This window comes from Exiguobacterium sp. AB2, from assembly GCF_000696055.1.
Classification (GTDB): Bacteria; Bacillota; Bacilli; order Exiguobacteriales; family Exiguobacteriaceae; genus Exiguobacterium; species Exiguobacterium alkaliphilum.
Map to the genome: position 1 here is coordinate 31,365 of NZ_JNAA01000102.1, position 20,930 is coordinate 52,294.

The following is a 20,930-nucleotide window of genomic DNA, read 5'->3' on the forward strand; positions in this document are numbered from 1 at the left end:
ATCCTCCTTATGACGTCTTCTCTTCTAAATAGGAACGTCCGAGCGCCGATTTGAGCGTCTTCAACGCTTTGGAGTGGATTTGCGAGATGCGTGACGTCGACAAGTCGAGCACCTCCCCAATCTCTGTCAACGTCAACTCGTCGAAATAGAACAATGAGACGACGAGCCGTTCCTTCTCTGTCAACCGCTCAATCTCGTCCGTCAAGACGTCGAGAAGTTCACGTTGTAAGAGCGTATCTTCCGGCTTTTCTGAATCAGGGTCAAAGTACGTGACGGAGATCACTTTCCCTTCTTCTTGAAGCGTCACCGCCTCATCGATCGATAGCATGTTCGCGAAATACCCTTCCGCCATCGCTTTTTCAATCTCTGAAATCGGGATGCCACAAGCGGTCGCGAGCTCTTCTTTCGTCGGTGCCCGATGCAGTTTCTGCTCGAGCTGCTCTGCCACTTGGTCAATCTTTTTGACCCGTTCACGCACGGACCGCGGGAGCCAATCGATTTTACGAAGTCCATCGATAATCGCCCCGCGAATCCGAAACGCCGCATACGTGTCAAACTTGTTGTTGTGATCTGGATCATATTTCATGAGGGCATCGTACAATCCCATGTAACCCAAACTTTTCAATTCGTCGCGTTCGACGCTTTTCGGGAGCGTCACGATCATTCGTTGTACGTGATAATGGATTAAAAATTCATAATGAGATAACAGTTCATTCGCCGTCTCCATATCACGGTCACTGTTCCAACGATCCCACAACTGAGTAAGCTGAGTCGTCATGTCGATCCCCCCTTAAAGTTCTTTCGTGCCTACACTGACCGTCCGAATCGACAATACGGATGTGGCCACATCAAATTCGATTGTGCGCCCGTTATGGCCGCCGCAATCTTCCGCGATAAGCGGAATGCGATGAGCCTTCAGCGCTTTGCGGATCGCCTCGGCGTTACGCTCACCGATCCGCATCGCCTCGTTTTCGTATTTGAACTGAAACATTTGGGCGCCACCGGCCATTTTTGCCTGTAATCGACCGGCCCCGGCCCGTTTCAACGAGTCAACGAGTGCATCGATTGCCGTATCGGCATATTTTCCTACCTCGAGCGTCTGGTGTTTTCGGGCGATATTTGAGTCCGGCAGCATGACGTGTGCCATCGCCGCCACTCTCGTTTGCGCATCGTACAGAATCACACCGACACAAGAACCGAGACCGGCCGTGCGGAGTCGATTCGGTGCCGTCGTCTGTTTCCATTCGGCGATGCCGATTTTGAGCACCTCAGCCATGGCCGAGTAACCGCCGCTCGATTTGTTTGAGCGAGCCGTGTGTCGGTAGGAACAACACGTGGCCAGCGCTCACTTTCTCGTCAATCAAGAACGACGTGTCGATATAGAGCGCCGCGTCCTCTTCCGGCTGAACCGACGAGACGACGAACTCGACGATGGAGCCGGCCATGTCGATTGCTGTCGCCGGGACTTGAATCAGAATCGGTGTCGTCAACCAGTCGCTCAAGGCACGGGCGTACGCCCCGCTCATAATATTTCCAATCTCTTCCCATGCCGATTGGCCAAGGTCCGTCGCTTCGGCGAACGTGAACGGCCTTCCGATTAACGAGGTGACCATCGCCTCGGCGTCATCCACTGGAAACAGGATCAGAATCATGCCGCGAATCTCACCACCGAGTTCGAGCAAGACCGAGGCGACGTGCCGCTCGGGACCGCCGACCCGTTCCGGTAAATACGAGATCGGTTCCATCTCGGCCGACGAGACCGTGATGTTGACGGGTTTGGCCAACAGCGTCGACAACGCCGTCGCGGCGTGACCCGACCCGATATTCCCGAGTTCTTTCAATAAATCTTGTTCAAATTCACTCAGCATGTTGATCCTCGAACAAGGCGTTGGCATCTAGGAGCGAGAAAAGCTTGTCTTCCCCTTTGGCAATCGCCGTCAAATGCGCCGCGAGCATGTCTTGACTCGACTCAGGGATCGGTTCGATACGCACGTCGTCGCTCTCGACGACTTCATTCGCCCGGTCGACGATGAACCCGGCATCGCCTTGATTCAACGAGGCAATCAAGATACGCGTCTCGTCCGTCGCCTCAAGTTCCTCATAGCCGAGGCGGAGGCGAAGGTCGATGACCGGTGTTACGACCCCGCGCAAGTTGATGACCCCTTTGACGTGAGCCGGTGCGTTCGGGACGCGCGTGACCGGTTGCATACGCTCGATTGAACGGACCGACTGAACGTCAATTCCGTACGTGTTGTCGGCGAGTGAAAAGACTACCCATTTTTGTTCCATCTTGCTTCCTCCTTAGAAGAGATCGTTGCTGTCGACAATCAAGGCGACACGCCCGTCTCCAAGAATTGTGGCGCCCGAGATGGCTGGAATCCCCTCTAAGTAAGAGCCGAGCGGTTTCATGACAATCTCTTGCTGGCCAATCAAATCGTTCACGACGACACCGACGAGCTTGTTCCCTTTTCGTACGACGACGACCGGGAATTGCGACTTCGTCTCCGCCTCGATGCCGAACATTTCTTTCAAATAGACGAGCGGGACGAGTTGTCCTCTGAAATCGAAGACGCGCTCACGATGCGCCGTCAAAATATCCGCTTCATCGAGCAACGTCGTCTCGAGAATCGAGGATAACGGGATCGCATACGTCTCCTCGCCCGCCATGACGAGCATCGCCGAGATAATCGACAACGTGAGCGGGAGGCTGACTTGGAATTTTGTCCCTTGCCCGACTGCCGTCTCGAGGGAGACGACGCCGCCGAGCGACTCGATTTTGTTTTTGACGACGTCTAAGCCGACGCCGCGGCCAGACAAGTCGGTGACGACGTCTGCCGTCGAGAAACCAGGTGCGAAGATGAGCATCGCCAGTTCGTTGTCCGTCATGCTCGCAGCCTCTTCTACCGTCAACACGCCACGCTCGAGCGCTTTGGCCCGGACTTTATCGACGTTGATGCCAGCCCCGTCATCTTCAATCTCGATGAAGACACGGTTGCCGCCGTGATACGCCCGTAGCGAAAGGCGTCCTTGTTCCGGTTTGCCGGACTGGACCCGGACGTCGGGACGTTCGATCCCGTGGTCGATCGCGTTGCGAATCAAGTGGACGAGTGGGTCGCCGATTTCATCGATGACCGTCCGATCGAGTTCCGTCTCCGCTCCTGAAATATCGAGCTGGACTTTCTTTTGAATATCTTTCGCGACAGAACGCACCATCCGTGGGAACCGGTTGAACACTTGCTCAATCGGCATCATCCGTAACGTCAAGACGAGTGATTGCAACTCATTCGTTCCGCGTTTGATCTTTTCGACCGTCTCGTTCAATTCAGGCTGTCCGACTTCGTCGGCGAGACGTTCGAGACGTCCACGGTCGATGATGAATTCTTCAAACAAGTTCATGAGGCGATCGATTCGCTCTAAGTTGACACGGATCGTCTTCGCTTGCGCGACCGGTTGTTCTTTCACTTCATCCGTCTCTTGTAGCGTCGGTACGGCGTTCACAACGGGTGCGATCGATGCCTCGACGCTCGCTGCGACTTCCGGCTCACCGATCGATTCGGTCGTAAACACGTGGACTTCGACCCGGTCGACTTCGGACACTTGCGATACGGCATGCTCGATCACTTCGGCCGATTCTTGTGACAAGAATAAGACGTCAAATGACAAGTCGAACTGTTCTTGTTCAATCGCTTCTGTGTCCGGCACCGTCCGGACGACTTCACCGAGCTCTTGGAGCCGATCGAACACCATATAGGCACGTGCCGCCTTCAAGACGACCGCATCGGACAGCTTGACGTGAAGCCGGAACGCTTCAAACCCGGTCTGCTTCGCCTGTTCGATGACGGAGTCGGTATACAAATCGACCGTGAACGGCGAATCGACTACTTCGACCGCTTCTGGCTCACCGTGACCAATGAAGATTTGGAACGCCTTCACTGTCGCGCTCACATCAACGTTCGTCCCGTTGCCGCCACCTTCAATGTGGGCAATCATCTCTTCGATTTGCTCCATCGCCGTGAACATCGTATCGAGCAGAAGTTGGTTGCTTGCTTTCTTTCCGCCTCGAACGAGGTCGAGCGCACTTTCCATCTCATGGGTCAAGTTCGCGACGCTCTCGTACCCCATCGTCGCCGCCATTCCTTTCAGCGTGTGCGCCGAACGGAATATTTCTTGGACCGCGTCCATGCTGCCTGACTGTTCGAGCTTCAACAACTGTGTGTTCACAGACTGGATATGTTCTTGTGCTTCATCTAAAAACAATCCTAAGTATTCGTTCACGTCCATCTATATTGCCTCCCTGTCGTTAAACTCGGTTCCATTGGCGGCGCAAATTCCCCATCAGACGATCCATGAAGTGACGCTGGCGTGGCGGCGTCCCGGTGAGCGTCGTCAAAATCCGCTCGAGCCTCCAACTGATGTCACTCTTGCGATCGAACGTGTAAAACGGGACTTGCGCGATGACCGCTTTCCTGACGGACGGGTCATCCGGTAAATAGCCAAGGAATCGAATCGTTTTCTTTAAAAACTGTCGACATGCGACTTCCATCCGTTCAAAACATTGAAGCGCCTCTTCTCCTGACTGGGCGCGGTTGACGATGACGCCGAGCGGCAAATCAGGATACTGTTGGTGGACGAGTTTGGTGTACGCATATCCGTCCATGAGCGAAGTCGGTTCCGGTGTCAAAATTAAAAACATCTCATCACACCCGGCGATGAATTGGAGTGACGTGTCCGTCGCCCCGGCCCCCATGTCGAATAACACGTAGTCATAATCGGTCAACACTTCGAGTTCTCGCATTAAAAATTGCATGTCGCTTTCTGAGAATTGGACTAACGCATCGAGTCCGCTTCCCCCATGTAATATATCGACACCGTGGACATGTTTCTGAACAGCGGAGAGCAGTGGAATCCGCGTCTTCACACAATCGACCATCGTTTGCGAACGGGCGGCATCAAGTAAGATGTGTACGTTCGCCATCCCGAGGTCGAGATCGACGATCAGCACGCGTTGCCCGAGTTCGACGAGCCCGATGGCGGTATTGACACAGACGTTCGTCTTACCGACCCCACCTTTTCCGCTCGCGAACGCGATCGTCGTCGGGTGACGGTCCGTTCGCGCCCTCAGACGCCTTGCTTGGTCCATCGTGGCCACCCTTCTTTCTCCAAAAGCTTCTCGGTCAATCGTCCAGCATTCCCTTCGACGAGGTCGTCCGGTACTTCTTGCCCATCGGTCAACCAGGCGACCGGAAGACCGCTATCCCGCACGAGTTTGAACATCGCATGGATATCGCTCGTTTCATCGGCTTTTGTGAAGATGAGCGACCGAAGCGGCAACGGCGCGAATTGCCCATAAATCGTCTCCATGTCTTTTAACTTCGAGGTCAAACTGAGGACGAGGGACAAGTTCGTCTCTGAAAAATCATGATGGTGATGGAACTGCTCGATATACGCCTCGTCACGGAAGTTGCGGCCGGCCGTATCGATTAAGACGATGTCTTTTCGAGCGAATAGTTGCTTCGCCCGCTTAAAGTCATCAAAGTCATACGCGACTTCGACCGGAATGTTTAAAATCTCGGCGTACGTCTTCAGTTGCTCGATTGCGGCAATCCGATACGTGTCCGTCGTGATCAATCCGACCGTCTTCCCTTCCTCGAGCTTATAATGGGCCGCGAGTTTCGCAAGCGTCGTCGTCTTCCCGACACCCGTCGGTCCGACGAGCATGACGTAGCGCGACGTTTCCGGTGCGGCTTTAAATACACGTTGAATCTCGTCACGGACGAAACGTTCGACCGCCTCGACCGACCTCGTCGTATAGAACAGTTCGTTGATCCGTTCTTCCCAGCCCAATCCGACGAACGAATCGGTCGAAAGCAACGACTCGATCCGCTCTAGTCCGGCCGGCAGTCGCCGTGGCGTCACCGTAGGGTGGATGACCGGCAGTTGCGCTGTTTGCGGGACGGATGGTGCCGGCGTCTGCTCCTCGACGCGCTGTCTCGGTTTCAGGCGTACCGGCTCTTTCTCGAGCGCGGCGATGACTTCCACTTGTTTCGAGGCGAACAGTCCGAACCATCCGGTCTTCACTTGTCTAGAGTTCAAGATGACGGCATCGTCACCAAGCTCTTGCTTCACTTTTGCCATTGCTTCAGCCATCGTCTTACCCGTATACTTTTTGATTTGCATCTTAAATCACCCCAATACTTTTCACTTCGACAGAACTGAGTAACTCGTTATAGGCGAGTACCGGGACGTCTGGATAATAGCGTTCGAGCAGCTGTCGAACGAACAAGCGAATCGTCGGCGAGCAGAGAATGACAGCCGACGCGCCATAGCGTTCAAACATCGATAACTGTTCGGCCGTACGTTCGATGATGTCACGCGCCTGATCCGGATCGAGCGCCAAATAGTTGCCGAACTCCGTTTTTTGAACGGCGTCTTGTATCAACTGTTCGGTCTGACCGCCGAGCGTGACCACATAGAGCGGTCCGTCGGGCGGACTGACTTGGTCCGTCAATTGGCGGGACAGACCTTGTCGGCAATATTCGCCGAGGATGTCTGCGTCTTTCGTCACTTTGCCGTAATCGGCCATCGTCTCGAATAAGAGCGGTAAGTTGCGAATCGAGACATGTTCTTTCAACAGATGACGGAGCACCTTTTGAATGTCGCCAATCGACAAGACGGACGGTGTCACGTCTTCGACGAGCACCGGGTGTGTCTCTTTCAAATGTTCGACGAGTTGTTTCGTCTCTTCGCGGCCGAGCAGGTCGGCGGCATGTTTCTTGAGCGTCTCGGTCAAATGTGTCGCCACGACGGATGGCGGATCGACGACGGTATACCCGCTCATTTCGGCACGGGTGCGCGTCTCTTCATCAATCCATAGCGCCGGGAGACCGAACGCCGGCTCCGTCGTTTCAATCCCATATACTTCCGGATCTTCAATCCCAGGACTCATCGCCAAGTAATGATCGAGCAAGAGTTCACCTTCAGCGACGACGTTGCCTTTCACTTTGATGCGATATGCGTTCGGTGACAGTTGCAGATGATCGCGAATCCGGACCGTCGGCAAGATGAACCCGAGTTCGAGCGCGAGCTGACGACGAATCATGACGACCCGGTCGAGCAAATCACCGCCTTGCGATTCATCGGCGAGCGGAATGAGTCCGTAACCGAATTCGAATTCGATGGCATCAATCTGTAGCAGCGAGACGACCGTCTCGGTCGGTGCCGACGGTTCTTCTTCCGGTAGCGGTGTGTCGATGACGCGTTTCAAATTACGACGCATCGCATAAGCGCCGTAGAACGTTGCGCCGGCAATGATGAGCGTCACCGGGAGCAGACTTGGCGAGATAAAGCCGAGCATGATGACGATTGAGCCGGCAATATAGAGCAGCGTCGGGTTTTGACCGAGCTGGTCGACGACGTCCTCGCCGAGGTTCCCGTCCGAGACGGCACGTGTGACGATAATCCCGGTCGCTGTCGAGATGAGGAGCGCCGGGATTTGACCGACGAGCCCGTCCCCGATTGTCATGAGCGAGAACGTTTCGAAAGCCTCACCGACCGGAAGGCCCATTTGGACGGTACCGATGATGATTCCGAAAATCAAGTTGATGGCGACGATGATAATCCCGGCGATGGCGTCTCCTTTGACGAACTTCGAGGCCCCATCCATCGAGCCGTAGAAGTCGGCTTCACTTTGAATCTTTTTCCGGCGAATTTGCGCGTCTTTGTCATCAATCAATCCCGAGTTCAAATCGGCATCGATGGCCATCTGTTTCCCTGGCATCGCATCGAGCGTGAATCGTGCCGACACTTCGGATACGCGTTCGGCCCCTTTCGTGATGACGATGAACTGGATGATGACGAGGATGAGAAAGACGACGAATCCGACGAGAATGTTCCCGCCGACGACGAAGTGGCCAAACGTCTCGATGACTTCGCCTCCGTATCCGGTCGACAAAATCGAACGGGTCGTCGACACGTTCAAGCCGAGTCGAAACAGCGTCACGATTAGCAAGAGCGAAGGGAAGACCGAGAAGTCGAGGGCTTCCCGGGCGTTCATGGCCACGAGCAGGATGAGTATGGCGATCAATATATTTACAATAATCAAGAAATCTAACATGAACCCCGGTAACGGGATGACGAGCATGACGACGATCATGAGAACGCCAATCAATACCGCAAAATCTTTAGCTCTTACAGCCAACGCATACTCCTCCTCAAGACGGTTGTTTCAGTTGATACACGAACGCGAGCACTTCGGCGATCGCTTGATAGAACGATTCGTCGACAGCCTCTCCGATGTCCATCTGGGCATAGAGGGCTCGCGCGAGCGGTTTGTTCTCGACGATGGGAATTTCGTGTTCTTTTGCCACGTCACGGATGTGGAACGCGACACGGTCGACCCCTTTGGCGACGACGAGCGGGGCAAAATCTTTCGAGTCGTCATAGCGAATGACGACGGCGAAGTGAGTCGGGTTCGTGATGACGACGTCCGCGTTCGGAATCTCTTGCATCATGCGGCGCATCGCCATTTCCCGCTGTTGTTGCTTGATTTTCGATTTGATGAGCGGGTCACCTTCACTGTTCTTATACTCGTCTTTAATATCTTGCTTCGACATGCGAATCGATTTCTCAAAATCGAACCGTTGATAGAAAAAGTCGAGCAATGCGAGCGCGAGCAAGGCCACACTCACCCACAGTCCGAGTTCAATCGTGATACTCGTCAAGGCGACGACCGATTCACGGACGTGCTCGACGGCCATACGCGACAATTTCTCTTGGTTTTGCCAAAGGACGGCGACAGCGGTCGTCAGGATAATCAATAATTTGAATAAGGACTTTAAAAATTCGACGACGGCTTTCATGCTGACAATCCGTTTGACCCCTTTGATGGGATCGATTCGTTCAAGCTTCGGTTGAATCGCTTCTGTCGAGAAGAGCGGACCGATTTGGAAATAGTTGACCAAGACGCCAAAGACGACGGCGACGATGAAGAACGGGGCTAAAATGATTCCGACCCGTAACAATAAATCGACGAGCATACCGGCCATTCCGTCTGACAAGTCGGTCAATAAATACGTCGGCCCGAGCAAATCTTTCGTCAACGTGAACAACTGCTTCCCGATATACGGGCCAAGAAACGACAACATGAGGAACATGGCGAACAAGGCGAACGCCCCGGTCAAGTCGGCGGATATGGCGACTTGTCCTTTCTTGCGCGAGTCCTCTCGTTTACGCGGTGTTGCTTTTTCGGTTTTTTCTCCTGCAAAAAATTGAAGATCGACCGATAAGGTATATAGAGGCTTCATGAGGCGTCTCCTAGCACAGTCATAAAATCACGTAACACTTCTTGTAAAATCGGGATGAATTGGCTGATGCCGTTCAAGGTCAACCCCATCATGACGACCATGACCGAAAATCCCGCAATCAGCTTGAATGAAAATCCGATTGCAAAAATATTGAATTGCGGCGCCGATTTCGCAAGGAATCCGAGTGCCAAGTCGACAAGGAGTAGCGATGCCATCATCGGCAAGGCAAGTTGCAACGCGACGAGCATCGTCATCGTCACGACCTTGACGGCCATCATGAGCGACGCCTCGGTGAAGTTGATCATCGGCTGACCGGGCGGATAAATTTGAAAGCTATAATAAATCCCATCGATAAGCAGTAAATGCATATTCGTCGATAACATGATGAACAACGTGAAAATATAATAAAATCGACCGATAAGCAGCGACTGACCACCAAACATCGGGTCGTACGCCGACGCCATCGCCAAACCGAGTTGTAAGTCGATGACACCCCCAGCGATTTGCGGGGCAAAGAACAAGATGTTGATTAAAATGCCGAGCAAGAGCCCAATCAATACTTCATACAACACTTGTACGATGAACGCCTCGCTCATCACAATCGGTTCTGTCACGGTGAACATCGCATAATACGCGAGCAGCGCACTGAACGCGACGCGATGCATGACCGGAAGTTGCCGGGACGAGAAGAGCGGTACACTGACGAAGAAACCGGATAGCCGGGCGAACGTCAAACCGTAAAGGCTGATGAAATCGACGGCGTTCATTTCGAAGCGACCTCGACCATCAGTTCAAAGATCATACGGGTAAACCCTTCGATTTGTTGCAACATCCATGGACCGAAGATGACGAGTCCGATAAAGACCGAAACGATCTTTGGGACGAATGAGAGCGTCTGCTCTTGAATTTGAGTCGTCGCCTGTAAAATCGAGATGACGAGACCGACGACGAGCGAGATGAGTAAAAGCGGCATCGCAATTTTTAACAATGTCCACACACTCTCTGTCGCCAAATAAATGACCATTTCCTGCGTCATAATCGTTCCTCCTACATACTTCTAAGCAATGACTCCACGATCAAATGCCACCCATCCACTAATACGAACAACAACAGTTTGAACGGTAAGGCGATCATGACCGGCGGTAACATCATCATCCCCATCGACATCAAAACGCTCGCCACGACCATATCGATAATCAAAAACGGCAAGAAAATCATGAATCCGATTTGAAACGCCGTCTTCAGTTCACTGATGGCGTAAGCAGGCACCATCGCGAGGAGCGGAACATCCTCAATCGACTCTGGTTGCTCGTAGTTGCCGTATTTGATGAAGAGCTGCAAATCTTCTTGGCGTGTATATTTTGCCATGAACCGCTTCATCGTATTGCTCGCCTCTTCGAACGCCTCGTCTTGACTGATTTGATCTTCCATGTACGGTGTGAGCGCTTTCTCATTCAAGTCGGATAAAACCGGCGACATGACGAATAACGTAATGAACAGTGCCAATCCGATAATGAGTTGGTTCGGTGGTGTCTGTTGCGTCCCGAGTGCCGGTCGGATGAACGACAAGACGACGACGACACGCGTAAAGCACGTCATGAGTATAAGGAATGACGGGGCGAGCGTCAGGAGCGTCAAGACGACTAACAGTTTAATGGACGTCGACGTACTGTCTGGCGTCTCTAAATTGATTAATTGCTCAATCGTCGTCATCGTTTCTTCCTCACTTCTTCAATCTGGGCCAACTGTTGTTTGAACGTATCTAAAAATGCGGAGCCGTTCGAACCGGTTACCGGCAAATGTTCTGTCACTTCCTCATCGAGCGTATCTGCCTCGACACGATCGATCAATTGAATCGATTCCCCGACACCGAGCACATACACTTGATCGCCGAGTTTGACGAGTTGGACCGATCGATCTTTCCCGAGCGGAACACCGCCTAAATGTTTCATATGTTGGGCCGTCTTCACCCCTTGCGTCCGAGCGCTCAACCAGCGCATCAAGACGAGAAAACCACCGATGACGACAACGAGGCTGAGAATAACCTGAATCAGTGTGCCAATCGTTGAAACGGTAGTCGACTCCGTTTTCGGGGCCTCTGTCTGTTCTTGCTGTTGCTCGAACTGCTTCTCGACGGTGGCGGCCTCAACCGTGGCCGGTCCATACAGACCGACCACGAGAAGGAAAATCAACCACCATTTGTTCATTGTGCGACCGTTTTAGAGACCGCTTCAATGACACGTTCTGCGTTGAACGGCTTCACGATGAAGTCTTTCGCCCCAGCTTGAATCGCGTCAATGACCATCGCTTGTTGCCCCATCGCCGAACACATGATAACTTTCGCGTTCGAGTCGAATCCACGAATCTCTTTCAATGCTGCGAGTCCGTCCATTTCCGGCATCGTGATGTCGAGCGTGACGAGATCCGGTGTGAGTTCACGATACTTCGCGACCGCATCCACCCCGTTCTCGGCCTCCCCGACCACTTCAAACCCGTTCTTCGTTAAAATATCTTTAATCATCATGCGCATGAACGCCGCATCGTCTACTACTAAAATCTTTGCACTCATTTGTCTTCCTCCTTAAACGATTCCAATCCGCTCATGCGGTTGAATGATTTCTGTCACGCGCACCCCGAAGTTCTCTTCGATGACGACGACCTCGCCACGGGCGATGCGCTGTTGGTTCACATAAATATCGACCGGTTCGCCTGCCAACTTATCGAGCTCGATAATCGAGCCTTGCGACAGTTCGAGCACTTCCCGGACCGAGCGTTTCGTCCGGCCAAGCTCGACCGTCACGTTGAGCGGCACATCATACAAGAGACCAAGGTTGGCCGGTGCCGCCTCGTTTGAGGTCGGTGCATGAAGTGGCATGAACTCGGCTTGACTGACAGCGACTTCTGGTGCTGACTTTGGTTCCGGACGTGGCGCTACAGCCTGTGCTTGGGGCTGTGGCGGCGCTTGCTTGACCGGTTCCGGTTTCGGTGCTGGTGCTGGCGACGGCGCCGTCGCAGCCATCAGTTCGTTGACGAGCTGCTTCCCGAACTTGATTGGCGCGATTTGAACGATTTTCGAATCGATTAACGTCCCGACTTTCAAGTTGAACTCGATTAACACCATGGTCTCCCACAGTTCGAGTCGATCGATAATCGTCTGCGTCTTCGTCGCATCGAACACTTCGACGAGCGGCGGTGAGATGTCGATTTTCTTCGAGAAGACGGTCGAGAGTGACGTTGCCGCAGCTCCCATCATCTGATTCATCGCCTCTTGGACGGCCGATAATCGAATCTCGTCAAGTCCATCCGGATCGACACCGACGCCGGTGCCACCGAGCATCAAATCCGAGATGATCGCGGCATCCTCTCGCGTCAAGACGAGGACGTTCTCACCTTCTAACCCTTCGGTGTAGCCGACACGAAGTGCGACATGCGGCGTCGGATAACGCTCGCGCAACGCGTCGACTGTCACTTCGCTGACGATCGGTGTCGTAATCTCGACTTTTTGTTGGAGTAAAGTCGACAACGCCGTCGCCGAGTTCCCAAACGAGATATTACCGATTTCACCGAGCGCGTCGCTTTCCATCGAGTCTAGATGCACTTCTTGTTTTGTTTCAGTTGACGAGGTATTCTCGCTCGTCCCTCGCAGTAACGCGTCGATTTCATCTTGTGACAACATCTCACTCATTGCTCTTCCTCCTTCACCCGGTGTAACACTTGAACCGCCATCCGCTTCCCGCTCACACCGGCTTGCCCTTTGAACACTTTATTTTCCCCTACCATGACCGATAGCGGCTCTTTCACTAATTGGTCGAGCGTCAAACAGTCGCCAATCTCTAAATGCAACAAGTCACCGAACGTGATCGTCGTCTCACCGAGTAGCGAAACGACCTCGACGGACGAGTTCATCAGCTGGGCCTTGAGTGGCTCTTTACTGTTACCTGTCGCGTTACGCCGGTTCGCCTCTTGCATCCAATAATGACTCGACAGTTTGGACAGAATCGGTTCGATCGTCACGAACGGCAAGCAGACGTTGATCGTGCCGCTCACTTCCCCAATCGTCACGCCAATCGAAATTAAGACGACCGTCTCGTTCGGCGAGACGAGTTGGAGAAACTGCGGGTTCACTTCGACCGCGGCCATCTGTGACTTCACCTCGGCAATCGACTCCCAGGCGTCCCCGTAGGAAGCGAACGCTCGCTTGTACAGTTGCGTCAAGATGCGCATCTCGATTTCCGTGAAACTGTCGACTTTCTCAATCTCGACACCTGGTCCTCCGAGCAGACGGTCGAGCATCGCATAGGAGATGTTCGGGTTGACCTCGATGATGAAGCGTCCGTTAAGCGGCGGTGCTTCAATCAAATTGATCATCGTCATGCTCGGGATGGAATGGATGAATTCGTCGTACGGCAACTGTTCGACCGAGTTCACGGTGAACTGAACGTACGTCCGTAGCTGCGCCGAGAAAAACGTCGTCAGCATGCGCGCAAAGTGCTCGTGGATTCTCGTCAGGCTTCGAATTTGGTCTTTCGAGAAGCGGACGGCCCGTTTAAAGTCATACTGCCGGACTTTCCGCTCTTCTTCTTGTGCCAAAAACGAGTCTGCTTCGACATCGCCGCTACTTAACGCGGATAACAAGGCATCAATTTCTTGTTGAGATAATACTTCTCCCATGATGCCACCTCACTGTATGATTTTCTTCGTCATATAGACGCGTTGAACTTCGCCTTCCTCGAGGAGGCTGTTCAATTGTTCGCGCAACGACTGTTCAAACTTTTGCATGTCTTCTTTCGTCGTGAGTTGCGCTTTCGTCATCCCCGCCAAATCCCCGAGGATGACGTTATGGACTTGGAACTTCCGGAGTTCTAAGTTTTCTCTCGTTTCGACCGCGTCCGTGACGATGGTGAACTGGACGTTGATGAACCGCTCGTCTTGGATGTTCGTCGTCATGTCATCGGTCGTGAAGCTGCGTTCGGCGAGTTCTTCGGCCGTCACCGGCTTCGTCTTCGCCGTCACGTTGTCACCGAACAAATATTTATAAGTCATAAACCCGGCCCCACCCATGACGAGCAACACGACGAGCATAATCAGCACCATCTTCATGGCGCCGCCTTTTGGTTTCTCTTCACTCATCTTCTTCACCTCTTGTCACTGTCGTTCCAATCAATCCGACCGTGCGATAAAATGCTGATGCGCGATCGACGACTTCTTGCTTTGACTCTTTGACGATATACGTCTTGCCGTTAAATAAATGGATGATCGTGTCCGGCTCCGCCTTGACCGTCTCGATGAACAAGGCGTTCAACACGAACGCTTCACCCCGTAGCGCTGTGACGTGAATCATTAGCGTTTCAAGTTGACGAGTTCTTGTAAAATCTCGTCCGATGTCGTGATGATGCGGGTGTTCGCTTGGAAACCGCGCTGTGCGACGATCATTTCTGTGAATTCTTCTGACAAGTCGACGTTCGACATTTCAAGCGCACCGGAGACGAGTTCACCGCGGCCTTGCTGTCCTGGGATTCCTGGGTTTGGGACGCCTGAGTTTTGTGACTGGATGAAGTTGTTCGCACCGACTTTTGAAAGTCCCGCATTGTTGGCGAACGTGACGATTTGAATTTGACCGACCTGCGTCGAGACACCGGCGTCGTTAACGTAACTCACTTGACCGTCTTTCCCAATCGATAATGATTTCGCCCCTGCCGGAATCGTAATCTTTTGACCCGTCGTGCTGAGCAAATATGAACCATCGCCGTTGACGATATCGCCGGCATTATCCGTATAGAAGTTACCAGCACGCGTATATTGCGTTTGACCGTTCACGTTCAAGGCGAAGAACCCTTCTCCAGAAATCCCGACGTCGAGGGCACGACCCGTATTTTGCATCGCGCCTTGGTTGTAGACGTTATCGACCGTCGCCATCGTGCCACCGAGACCGACTTCTTTCGGGTTTGTCCCCCCGCTGACGGCGTTCGCGCCCGTTGCACTACCGACTTGCTGGCTGACGAGGTCTTTGAACGTGACGCGGCCCTTTTTATAGCCGAACGTGTTGACGTTGGCGATGTTGTTCCCGATGACATCAAGCTTGGATTGGAAGTTCTTCAGTCCACTGATTCCTGAGTACATTGCTCTTAACATGATAATTCCTCCTATGCTTGTTTGATAGACGTAATGTCGTACACGCTGACGGACGTGCCGTCTTCTAGGTCGGCCATGTAGCCGGCCTCATCCGTTCTTGAGATCGAGACGACACGGGCTGACCCTCGAATCGTCTCGGTCGCTGTCTCGGTTTTGTAGTCGATGGTCTTTCCGATCATATTGCTGAACTCGGAAATCGAGGACATATGCCGATCGACGAGGACCGAGTCGAGTTGTTTCGAGATCGTCTGCATCTGTTCGAGCGAAGAGAACTGCGCCATCTGGGCGATGAACTCACGGTCTTCCATCGGCGACATCGGGTCTTGGTTCGCGAGTTGCGCGAGAAGCAGTTTCAAGAACATGTTCTTGTCGTACTGGTTCGTCGCTTTCGGTGCGGATTGATCGGGCAACGAATAGTCACTCGTCTTCGGTTGGATGGTCGTCATCGTCAGATTCTCCTTTCGGCTGTTGCTGCCCTTCCCCTTTAGCGTCAGGTTGTTCGCCGCTTGAAGTCGGCGTTTTGGCATCAAGCGCCTGTTGTGTCAAGTTCACCTCGATGCGGACGTTCGGCGTGAGCGGTTGCAGCGTCTGATGCAATTGTTGAAGTTGTGATTGAAGCAGTTGCTTCGCATCTTGGTTGCTCGCGAACAACTTGACGACGAGCTCTCCGTTTTGACGTTCCAACTTCACGACAAGCTCACCGAGTTGTTCTGGATAGAGCCGGACCGTAAACACTTTCGATCCGTCCGCTCCACTTTGGAATGGGGCTCGTTGCAGTGCCGCCTCGATTCGCGCTTTCAAATTTTCAGGCAACGAACTCTTCGAAGCGTACATCACGGTGTCGACATCGATTTGAGGTCTCGTCCACGTCCCGCCTTTTGGCAACAGTTCGAGCGATTCTTTCACAATCGTCGTCAACGTGGTTTCGGGTTGTTTTCCTTCGGGTAAAGTGTTTTGAGCCTGGCCAAACGTCCCGTTAAATTGCGTCACGATTTGCTGCACGATGCGGACGTTCGTCTCGAACCCGCCTCGCGTCGACATGGATGGCACATCCCGTTTCAAATCACGTTCAATCATTGCTGGAATAATCGAAGCATGCGCCGTCTGCTTCGTTCCGTCTAACACGTGTGCCACGACGTTGGTCGCGGGCACCATCGATTCTAAAGATGCCGCTTCCGTCAACAAGCTCGTATAGGCGTCCATGAACTGGCGATAGGCGTCTCGTGGCAAGCCTTTTAACCACTCGAGACTGTCCGGCTGTTGCAGCCATCGCTCGAGCTCTGACGAGAGTTCTTCGGTCGGCAATGATTGAGCCGATTCACCGTCTGACTTGACCGGTTGCTGCGGCGTATCTGTGAACGACCCGAGCATGGAAGTGAGCAATTGTAAAAAATGACCTGTCGGAAAAGCACCCGCTTCCCCGTTTTTTTGTGCCGTTCCTTGCACGGCTTGTCCGAGTAACGCGATATTCATTGATTCGACCTCCTCCCTATTGCAACAGCTGGGTGACAACGGCGGCCCGTTGTGCATCCATTCGGCCAAGTATGTCGGCTTGTTGTTTTGGTGATAGTTCTTTTAACAGTTTGGCCACCTGTGGGCTCTCTAACTCGTTCATGATGGCCGCAGCCTGTTTGGCCGACATCTCTTCGTAGACGCGTGACACGTCGGACGTCGTCGCCTCGACTTCTGCAGCGGCACTCAGTTCGGCGATGAGACGGTCACGTTCTTTGATGAGACGTGACACTTCCTCTTGTCTTGCCTTCACTTCATTCGTCAATTCGACGTTTTCATTACGCAGTTTCTCGATTTCAGCGTTGGCCACTTTCAACCGGTTCGTAGCATCCGAATCAATCCCTGTCACGTTCACGCTCTTTTCCGTCACCGGTTCTTGCTTCGTTTCGATGAACGGTACCGATAAGAGTGGGCGATCCATCGCATAGTTCATGACGACGATACCTCCGACGAGTAGGAAGATCGCCGGGATGAGGACAAGGGCGACCAACAACTGGACTCCACGTCTACTGTTCTCTTTTTCCATCCGCTTACTTCCCTTTCCCGTGGTGAATGACGGCGAGCTCATCAATGAAGGATTGCTCCGTCGCTTTTGTGGCGGCAACTTCTTGTTGGCTCGCCTTCTCATGGAGCGTCACGTATTTTTTCTCTTCGACGACTTTCCCGAGCAGACGCTCTTGCGCCAAGTGATAGCGATTGCGCGATTGGGTCACGACGAGCTGTTGTGTCTCGATTTGTCGCTTCAGCAGGTCGCGCGTCTTCTCGCGATACTGTGACATGAGCAAGTCGACCGTACCAGACTGTTCATCCTGACTCTTCATGAGCGACTCATACGTGACGAGCAGACGGTATAACGCTTCCATATCTGCCTCAAATCGTGCCTTCAACGACCTCATCTCGGTCGCCGTCTCTTCTTTTTCATGTTCAGCGATCGGCATGATTCGTTCTAGTAATAATCTGTTCATCTGTCACCTCTTGCGATTCCGGCCAACCGCTCGATTGTTTGCTCGAACGACGCCTCTTCTTCAATCGATTGCTTCAAAAACGTCAGCAGCCCCGGATAGTGATCGATGGCCGTGTCAATCGCTGGATTCGTCCCTTTTTTGTATGCACCGATATTGATTAAGTCTTCTGCGTCTAGGTACGTGGCGAGCCAGCTGCGGAACGTGATCGCATCCTCGCGATGTAGCGGTGAGGCGATTTGGTTCATGACCCGACTAATCGACTTCAACACGTGAATGGCCGGGAACTGGCCACGGTTCGCGAGGGCACGGTCCATGACGAAGTGACCATCGAGTATCCCGCGAACGGCATCGGCAATCGGTTCGTTCATGTCGTCCCCATCGACGAGTACGGTGTAAAACGCCGTGATGGAGCCGGTGACAGCCGTCCCGCTCCGCTCGAGTAGTTGCGGCAACATGGCGAAAACGGACGGGGTGTACCCTTTAGATGTCGGGGGTTCGCCTGTGGCGAGCCCGATTTCACGTTGCGCCATCGCGAAACGCGTCACCGAATCCATCATCAACACGACTTCTTTCCCTTGGTCGCGGAAATACTCGGCAATCGCCGTTGCCGTATAGGCACCTTTCAATCGGACGAGTGGCGGTTGATCGCTCGTCGCCACGATGACGACCGAACGCGCCATCCCTTCTGGCCCGAGCTCTTTCTCGATAAACTCTTTCACTTCCCGCCCCCGCTCACCAATCAACGCGATGACGTTAACGTGTGCGGACGAGCGTTTGGCGATCATGCCGAGCAATGTCGACTTCCCGACACCCGATCCGGCAAACAAGCCGACCCGTTGTCCTTTGCCGACGGTCAATAGCCCGTCGATGACGCGGACCCCGGTCGATAAGGAGTCGAGGATTCGCGGCCGTTCGAGCGGGTTCGGCGGCTTGCGCAATACGTCGTATCGTTTTGCCGGGCGCTTACCTTCCCCGGATAACGGACGGCCGAGCCCATCGAGCACTTGACCAATCAACTCGAACCCGACCGGCACTTGGAGCATGCGGCCGGTCCCTTTGACGATACAACCGGGTGCGATTTGAGTCGTCTCGCCGTAAGGCATGAGGAGCACGCGCGCATCGTTGAATCCGACGACTTCCGCTTCAACGGCTGGACCGTTCGGCAACTCGATGAGGCACCGCTCACCGATGAACGCGCTCGGCCCGCTCGCTTCGATCATCAATCCGACGACGCGACAGACGCGCCCGACTTTCCGGACGTATTCGTCTTCCGGTGACCGGGAGACGGTCTCCGTGACGAGATCAATAAGCCCCATCGGCCAATACCTCCTCGATCGTCGCCCGAATCCGTTCCAAACTGTAGGACACGTCGCGCTCACTGCCGTGGTGCGGCGTCTCGATTCGGACGCTCACCTCATCTAGCGACGCGTCGGCCCGATATTTCATCAACGGTGCATTGTCCGTCTGCCACATCGTCTCGAACCGTTGAATCGAGGCGAGGCGGGTCGGATGGACATAGATGGTCAAACTGTCGGCGTCGGGCTCACGCAAGACTTGGTCACGAATCAGATCGGCGAACAGCTGCTCATCTTTTCGGATGAGGTCGGTCGTCAACTTGGCGGCGACCTCGACCGCGAGCTCGACGAGTTGGCGTTCGGCCGAGCGCCACTTCTCGTCGTATAACTGTTCGAGTTCGACGAGCACCGTGTTCAATCGGGTCGTCAACTCATCGAACGTCACCTTCCCTTCGCCATGCCCTTGGTCAAACCCCGCGGCATAGCCTTCGTTGTAAGCCGCTTCAAGCGCCTCGGCTTTCAAGCGCTCAATCGTCTCTTCTGCGGCGTGCCACCGTTCGCTGGCTTCGGCTTCTTCTTGCCTGAGTTTTTCATAGCGGGCCGCGATTCCTGACTCGTGATCGATCTCGGGTACTACCTCAACCGCCTCAAACAACGGCTTCGAGTCGATCCGTTGCGGCTCGAACGCTGTCGCCCGTCCTCGTTTAATCACATTAGACAACGATGTCATCTCCTCCACCGCGACTGATCACGATTTCTCCGACGTCTTCTAGGCGACGGATAATCCCGACGATACGACTTTGCGCTTCTTCGACGTCACGCAACCGCACAGGTCCCATGAATTCCATGTCTTCTTTGAACGTATCCACCATTCGCTGTGACATGTTTTTGAAGATGATTTGTTTGACTTCTTCGGACGAGACTTTGAGCGCGAGCAGGAGATCGTCGTTCGCCACTTCCCGGATAATCCGTTGTATCGCCCGCGAGTCGAGCGTGACGATATCTTCGAACACGAACATCCGCTTTTTGATCTCTTCGGCGAGCTCCGGGTCTTCGATTTCAAGCGCATCGAGAATCGTCCGCTCCGTCGTCCGGTCGACGCCGTTGAGCACTTCGACGACCGCTTCGATTCCACCAGACTGCGCGTAGTCCTGCATGTCGGTCTGCGACAAGTTCTTCTCGAGAATCTGCTCGACTTCATGGATGACGTCCGGGTTGAGCCGGTCCATCGTCGCAATCCGTTTGGCGACTTCCGATTGAATCTCAGGCGGCAGTTCGGACAAGATTTGTCCTGATTTGACCGGCTCGAGGTGAGCCAAAATCAACGCGATCGTTTGCGGGTGCTCGTTTTGGATAAAGTTGAGCAACTGCTTCGGATCGGCTTTTCGCGCGAACTCGAACGGTCTGACTTGGAGCGTCGAGGTGAGACGGTGGATGAGGGCCATCGCCTTCTCTTCCCCGACCGCTTTTTCAAGCACCGTCTTCGCGAAGCCGATGCCACCTTGCGTAATGTAGCTCTGTGCCATCGCGAGCTCATGGAACTCGCCCATGATCGTCTCTTTCTGTTCAGGCGATACTTTTTTCAGTGCCGAGATTTGTAGCGTCAACTGCTCCATCTCTTCTTCGGACAGATGCTTGTACACGTTCGCCGCGACTTCTGGTCCGAGCGAGATCATGAGCATCGCCGCTTTTTCTCGGTTCGATTGTTTTGCATAGTTCACGGT

General features: G+C 53.6%; 26 protein-coding genes. All 26 read right to left on the reverse strand.

Annotated features, from left to right (window positions below; genetic code table 11):
- Positions 1 to 7 precede the first annotated feature (7 nt).
- From DI14_RS11985 to fliG, 26 genes are read right to left on the reverse strand one after another with little or no spacing between them, the layout of a single operon-like run.
- Positions 8 to 778 carry a FliA/WhiG family RNA polymerase sigma factor gene (locus DI14_RS11985; protein WP_034808856.1) on the reverse strand — a complete coding sequence of 257 codons (771 nt, stop codon included), beginning with the start codon at positions 776 to 778 and terminating at the stop codon, positions 8 to 10.
- A gap of 12 nt (positions 779 to 790) precedes the next feature.
- Entirely contained in the window at positions 791 to 1,276 is a 486-nt protein-coding gene (locus DI14_RS11990; protein WP_034808858.1) for a chemotaxis protein CheD, read from the reverse strand.
- Complete coding sequence (locus DI14_RS11995) at positions 1,269 to 1,868, reverse strand: chemotaxis protein CheC (protein WP_034808860.1); 600 nt, start codon at positions 1,866 to 1,868, stop codon at positions 1,269 to 1,271. The genes DI14_RS11990 and DI14_RS11995 overlap by 8 nt, the downstream gene beginning before the upstream one ends.
- Complete coding sequence (locus DI14_RS12000) at positions 1,858 to 2,289, reverse strand: chemotaxis protein CheW (protein WP_034808862.1); 432 nt, start codon at positions 2,287 to 2,289, stop codon at positions 1,858 to 1,860. Before DI14_RS12000 ends, DI14_RS11995 begins: the two co-directional genes overlap by 11 nt.
- A 12-nt stretch (positions 2,290 to 2,301) precedes the next feature.
- Positions 2,302 to 4,281: a chemotaxis protein CheA gene (locus DI14_RS12005; protein ID WP_034808864.1), complete on the reverse strand. Its 1,980-nt coding sequence runs from the start codon at positions 4,279 to 4,281 to the stop codon at positions 2,302 to 2,304.
- 19 nt (positions 4,282 to 4,300) lie between these two features.
- Positions 4,301 to 5,140, reverse strand: a complete 840-nt coding sequence (locus tag DI14_RS12010) for a MinD/ParA family protein (protein WP_034808866.1) — start codon at positions 5,138 to 5,140, stop codon at positions 4,301 to 4,303.
- Entirely contained in the window at positions 5,119 to 6,177 is a 1,059-nt protein-coding gene (locus DI14_RS12015) for a flagellar biosynthesis protein FlhF (protein WP_034808867.1), read from the reverse strand. Before DI14_RS12015 ends, DI14_RS12010 begins: the two co-directional genes overlap by 22 nt.
- Position 6,178: 1 nt before the next feature.
- Positions 6,179 to 8,197, reverse strand: coding sequence for a flagellar biosynthesis protein FlhA (gene flhA, locus DI14_RS12020; protein ID WP_034808868.1), 2,019 nt, complete (start codon positions 8,195 to 8,197; stop codon positions 6,179 to 6,181).
- A gap of 13 nt (positions 8,198 to 8,210) precedes the next feature.
- On the reverse strand, positions 8,211 to 9,302 hold the full coding sequence (gene flhB / locus DI14_RS12025; protein WP_034808870.1) for a flagellar biosynthesis protein FlhB: 1,092 nt from the start codon (positions 9,300 to 9,302) through the stop codon (positions 8,211 to 8,213).
- Positions 9,299 to 10,069, reverse strand: coding sequence for a flagellar biosynthetic protein FliR (fliR, locus tag DI14_RS12030; RefSeq protein ID WP_034808872.1), 771 nt, complete (start codon positions 10,067 to 10,069; stop codon positions 9,299 to 9,301). The genes flhB and fliR overlap by 4 nt, the downstream gene beginning before the upstream one ends.
- Positions 10,066 to 10,338 (reverse strand): flagellar biosynthesis protein FliQ, encoded by a 273-nt coding sequence (gene fliQ / locus DI14_RS12035; protein WP_034808874.1) that lies wholly within the window; start codon positions 10,336 to 10,338, stop codon positions 10,066 to 10,068. The genes fliR and fliQ overlap by 4 nt, the downstream gene beginning before the upstream one ends.
- Positions 10,339 to 10,349: 11 nt before the next feature.
- Positions 10,350 to 11,015: a flagellar type III secretion system pore protein FliP gene (gene fliP / locus DI14_RS12040; RefSeq protein ID WP_034808876.1), complete on the reverse strand. Its 666-nt coding sequence runs from the start codon at positions 11,013 to 11,015 to the stop codon at positions 10,350 to 10,352.
- Positions 11,012 to 11,509 (reverse strand): flagellar biosynthetic protein FliO, encoded by a 498-nt coding sequence (locus DI14_RS12045; protein ID WP_034808878.1) that lies wholly within the window; start codon positions 11,507 to 11,509, stop codon positions 11,012 to 11,014. Before DI14_RS12045 ends, fliP begins: the two co-directional genes overlap by 4 nt.
- Positions 11,506 to 11,871 carry a response regulator gene (locus DI14_RS12050; RefSeq protein ID WP_024370114.1) on the reverse strand — a complete coding sequence of 122 codons (366 nt, stop codon included), beginning with the start codon at positions 11,869 to 11,871 and terminating at the stop codon, positions 11,506 to 11,508. Before DI14_RS12050 ends, DI14_RS12045 begins: the two co-directional genes overlap by 4 nt.
- Before the next feature lie 12 nt (positions 11,872 to 11,883).
- A complete protein-coding gene (fliY, locus tag DI14_RS12055; RefSeq protein ID WP_034808881.1) occupies positions 11,884 to 12,987 on the reverse strand; it encodes a flagellar motor switch phosphatase FliY in 1,104 nt (367 codons plus the stop codon).
- Positions 12,984 to 13,973, reverse strand: coding sequence for a flagellar motor switch protein FliM (gene fliM, locus DI14_RS12060; RefSeq protein ID WP_034808883.1), 990 nt, complete (start codon positions 13,971 to 13,973; stop codon positions 12,984 to 12,986). The genes fliY and fliM overlap by 4 nt, the downstream gene beginning before the upstream one ends.
- 9 nt (positions 13,974 to 13,982) lie before the next feature.
- Complete coding sequence (locus DI14_RS12065; protein ID WP_034808886.1) at positions 13,983 to 14,432, reverse strand: flagellar basal body-associated FliL family protein; 450 nt, start codon at positions 14,430 to 14,432, stop codon at positions 13,983 to 13,985.
- The gene (locus DI14_RS12070; protein ID WP_034808888.1) at positions 14,425 to 14,643 is read right to left on the reverse strand and encodes a flagellar FlbD family protein; all 219 of its coding nucleotides are present in this window, start codon (positions 14,641 to 14,643) and stop codon (positions 14,425 to 14,427) included. Before DI14_RS12070 ends, DI14_RS12065 begins: the two co-directional genes overlap by 8 nt.
- Entirely contained in the window at positions 14,643 to 15,434 is a 792-nt protein-coding gene (flgG, locus tag DI14_RS12075) for a flagellar basal body rod protein FlgG (protein WP_034808889.1), read from the reverse strand. The genes DI14_RS12070 and flgG overlap by 1 nt, the downstream gene beginning before the upstream one ends.
- Positions 15,435 to 15,445: 11 nt before the next feature.
- Entirely contained in the window at positions 15,446 to 15,880 is a 435-nt protein-coding gene (locus DI14_RS12080) for a flagellar hook capping FlgD N-terminal domain-containing protein (protein ID WP_034808890.1), read from the reverse strand.
- A complete protein-coding gene (locus DI14_RS12085) occupies positions 15,852 to 16,907 on the reverse strand; it encodes a flagellar hook-length control protein FliK (RefSeq protein ID WP_034808891.1) in 1,056 nt (351 codons plus the stop codon). Before DI14_RS12085 ends, DI14_RS12080 begins: the two co-directional genes overlap by 29 nt.
- Positions 16,908 to 16,923: 16 nt before the next feature.
- The gene (locus DI14_RS12090; protein WP_034808892.1) at positions 16,924 to 17,472 is read right to left on the reverse strand and encodes a MotE family protein; all 549 of its coding nucleotides are present in this window, start codon (positions 17,470 to 17,472) and stop codon (positions 16,924 to 16,926) included.
- A gap of 4 nt (positions 17,473 to 17,476) precedes the next feature.
- Positions 17,477 to 17,911: a flagellar FliJ family protein gene (locus tag DI14_RS12095; RefSeq protein WP_034808893.1), complete on the reverse strand. Its 435-nt coding sequence runs from the start codon at positions 17,909 to 17,911 to the stop codon at positions 17,477 to 17,479.
- Positions 17,908 to 19,227, reverse strand: coding sequence for a flagellar protein export ATPase FliI (fliI, locus tag DI14_RS12100; RefSeq protein ID WP_034808895.1), 1,320 nt, complete (start codon positions 19,225 to 19,227; stop codon positions 17,908 to 17,910). Before fliI ends, DI14_RS12095 begins: the two co-directional genes overlap by 4 nt.
- Positions 19,214 to 19,936, reverse strand: coding sequence for a FliH/SctL family protein (locus DI14_RS12105; protein ID WP_034808896.1), 723 nt, complete (start codon positions 19,934 to 19,936; stop codon positions 19,214 to 19,216). The genes fliI and DI14_RS12105 overlap by 14 nt, the downstream gene beginning before the upstream one ends.
- Entirely contained in the window at positions 19,920 to 20,927 is a 1,008-nt protein-coding gene (fliG, locus tag DI14_RS12110) for a flagellar motor switch protein FliG (protein ID WP_034808899.1), read from the reverse strand. Before fliG ends, DI14_RS12105 begins: the two co-directional genes overlap by 17 nt.
- Positions 20,928 to 20,930: the final 3 nt, after the last annotated feature.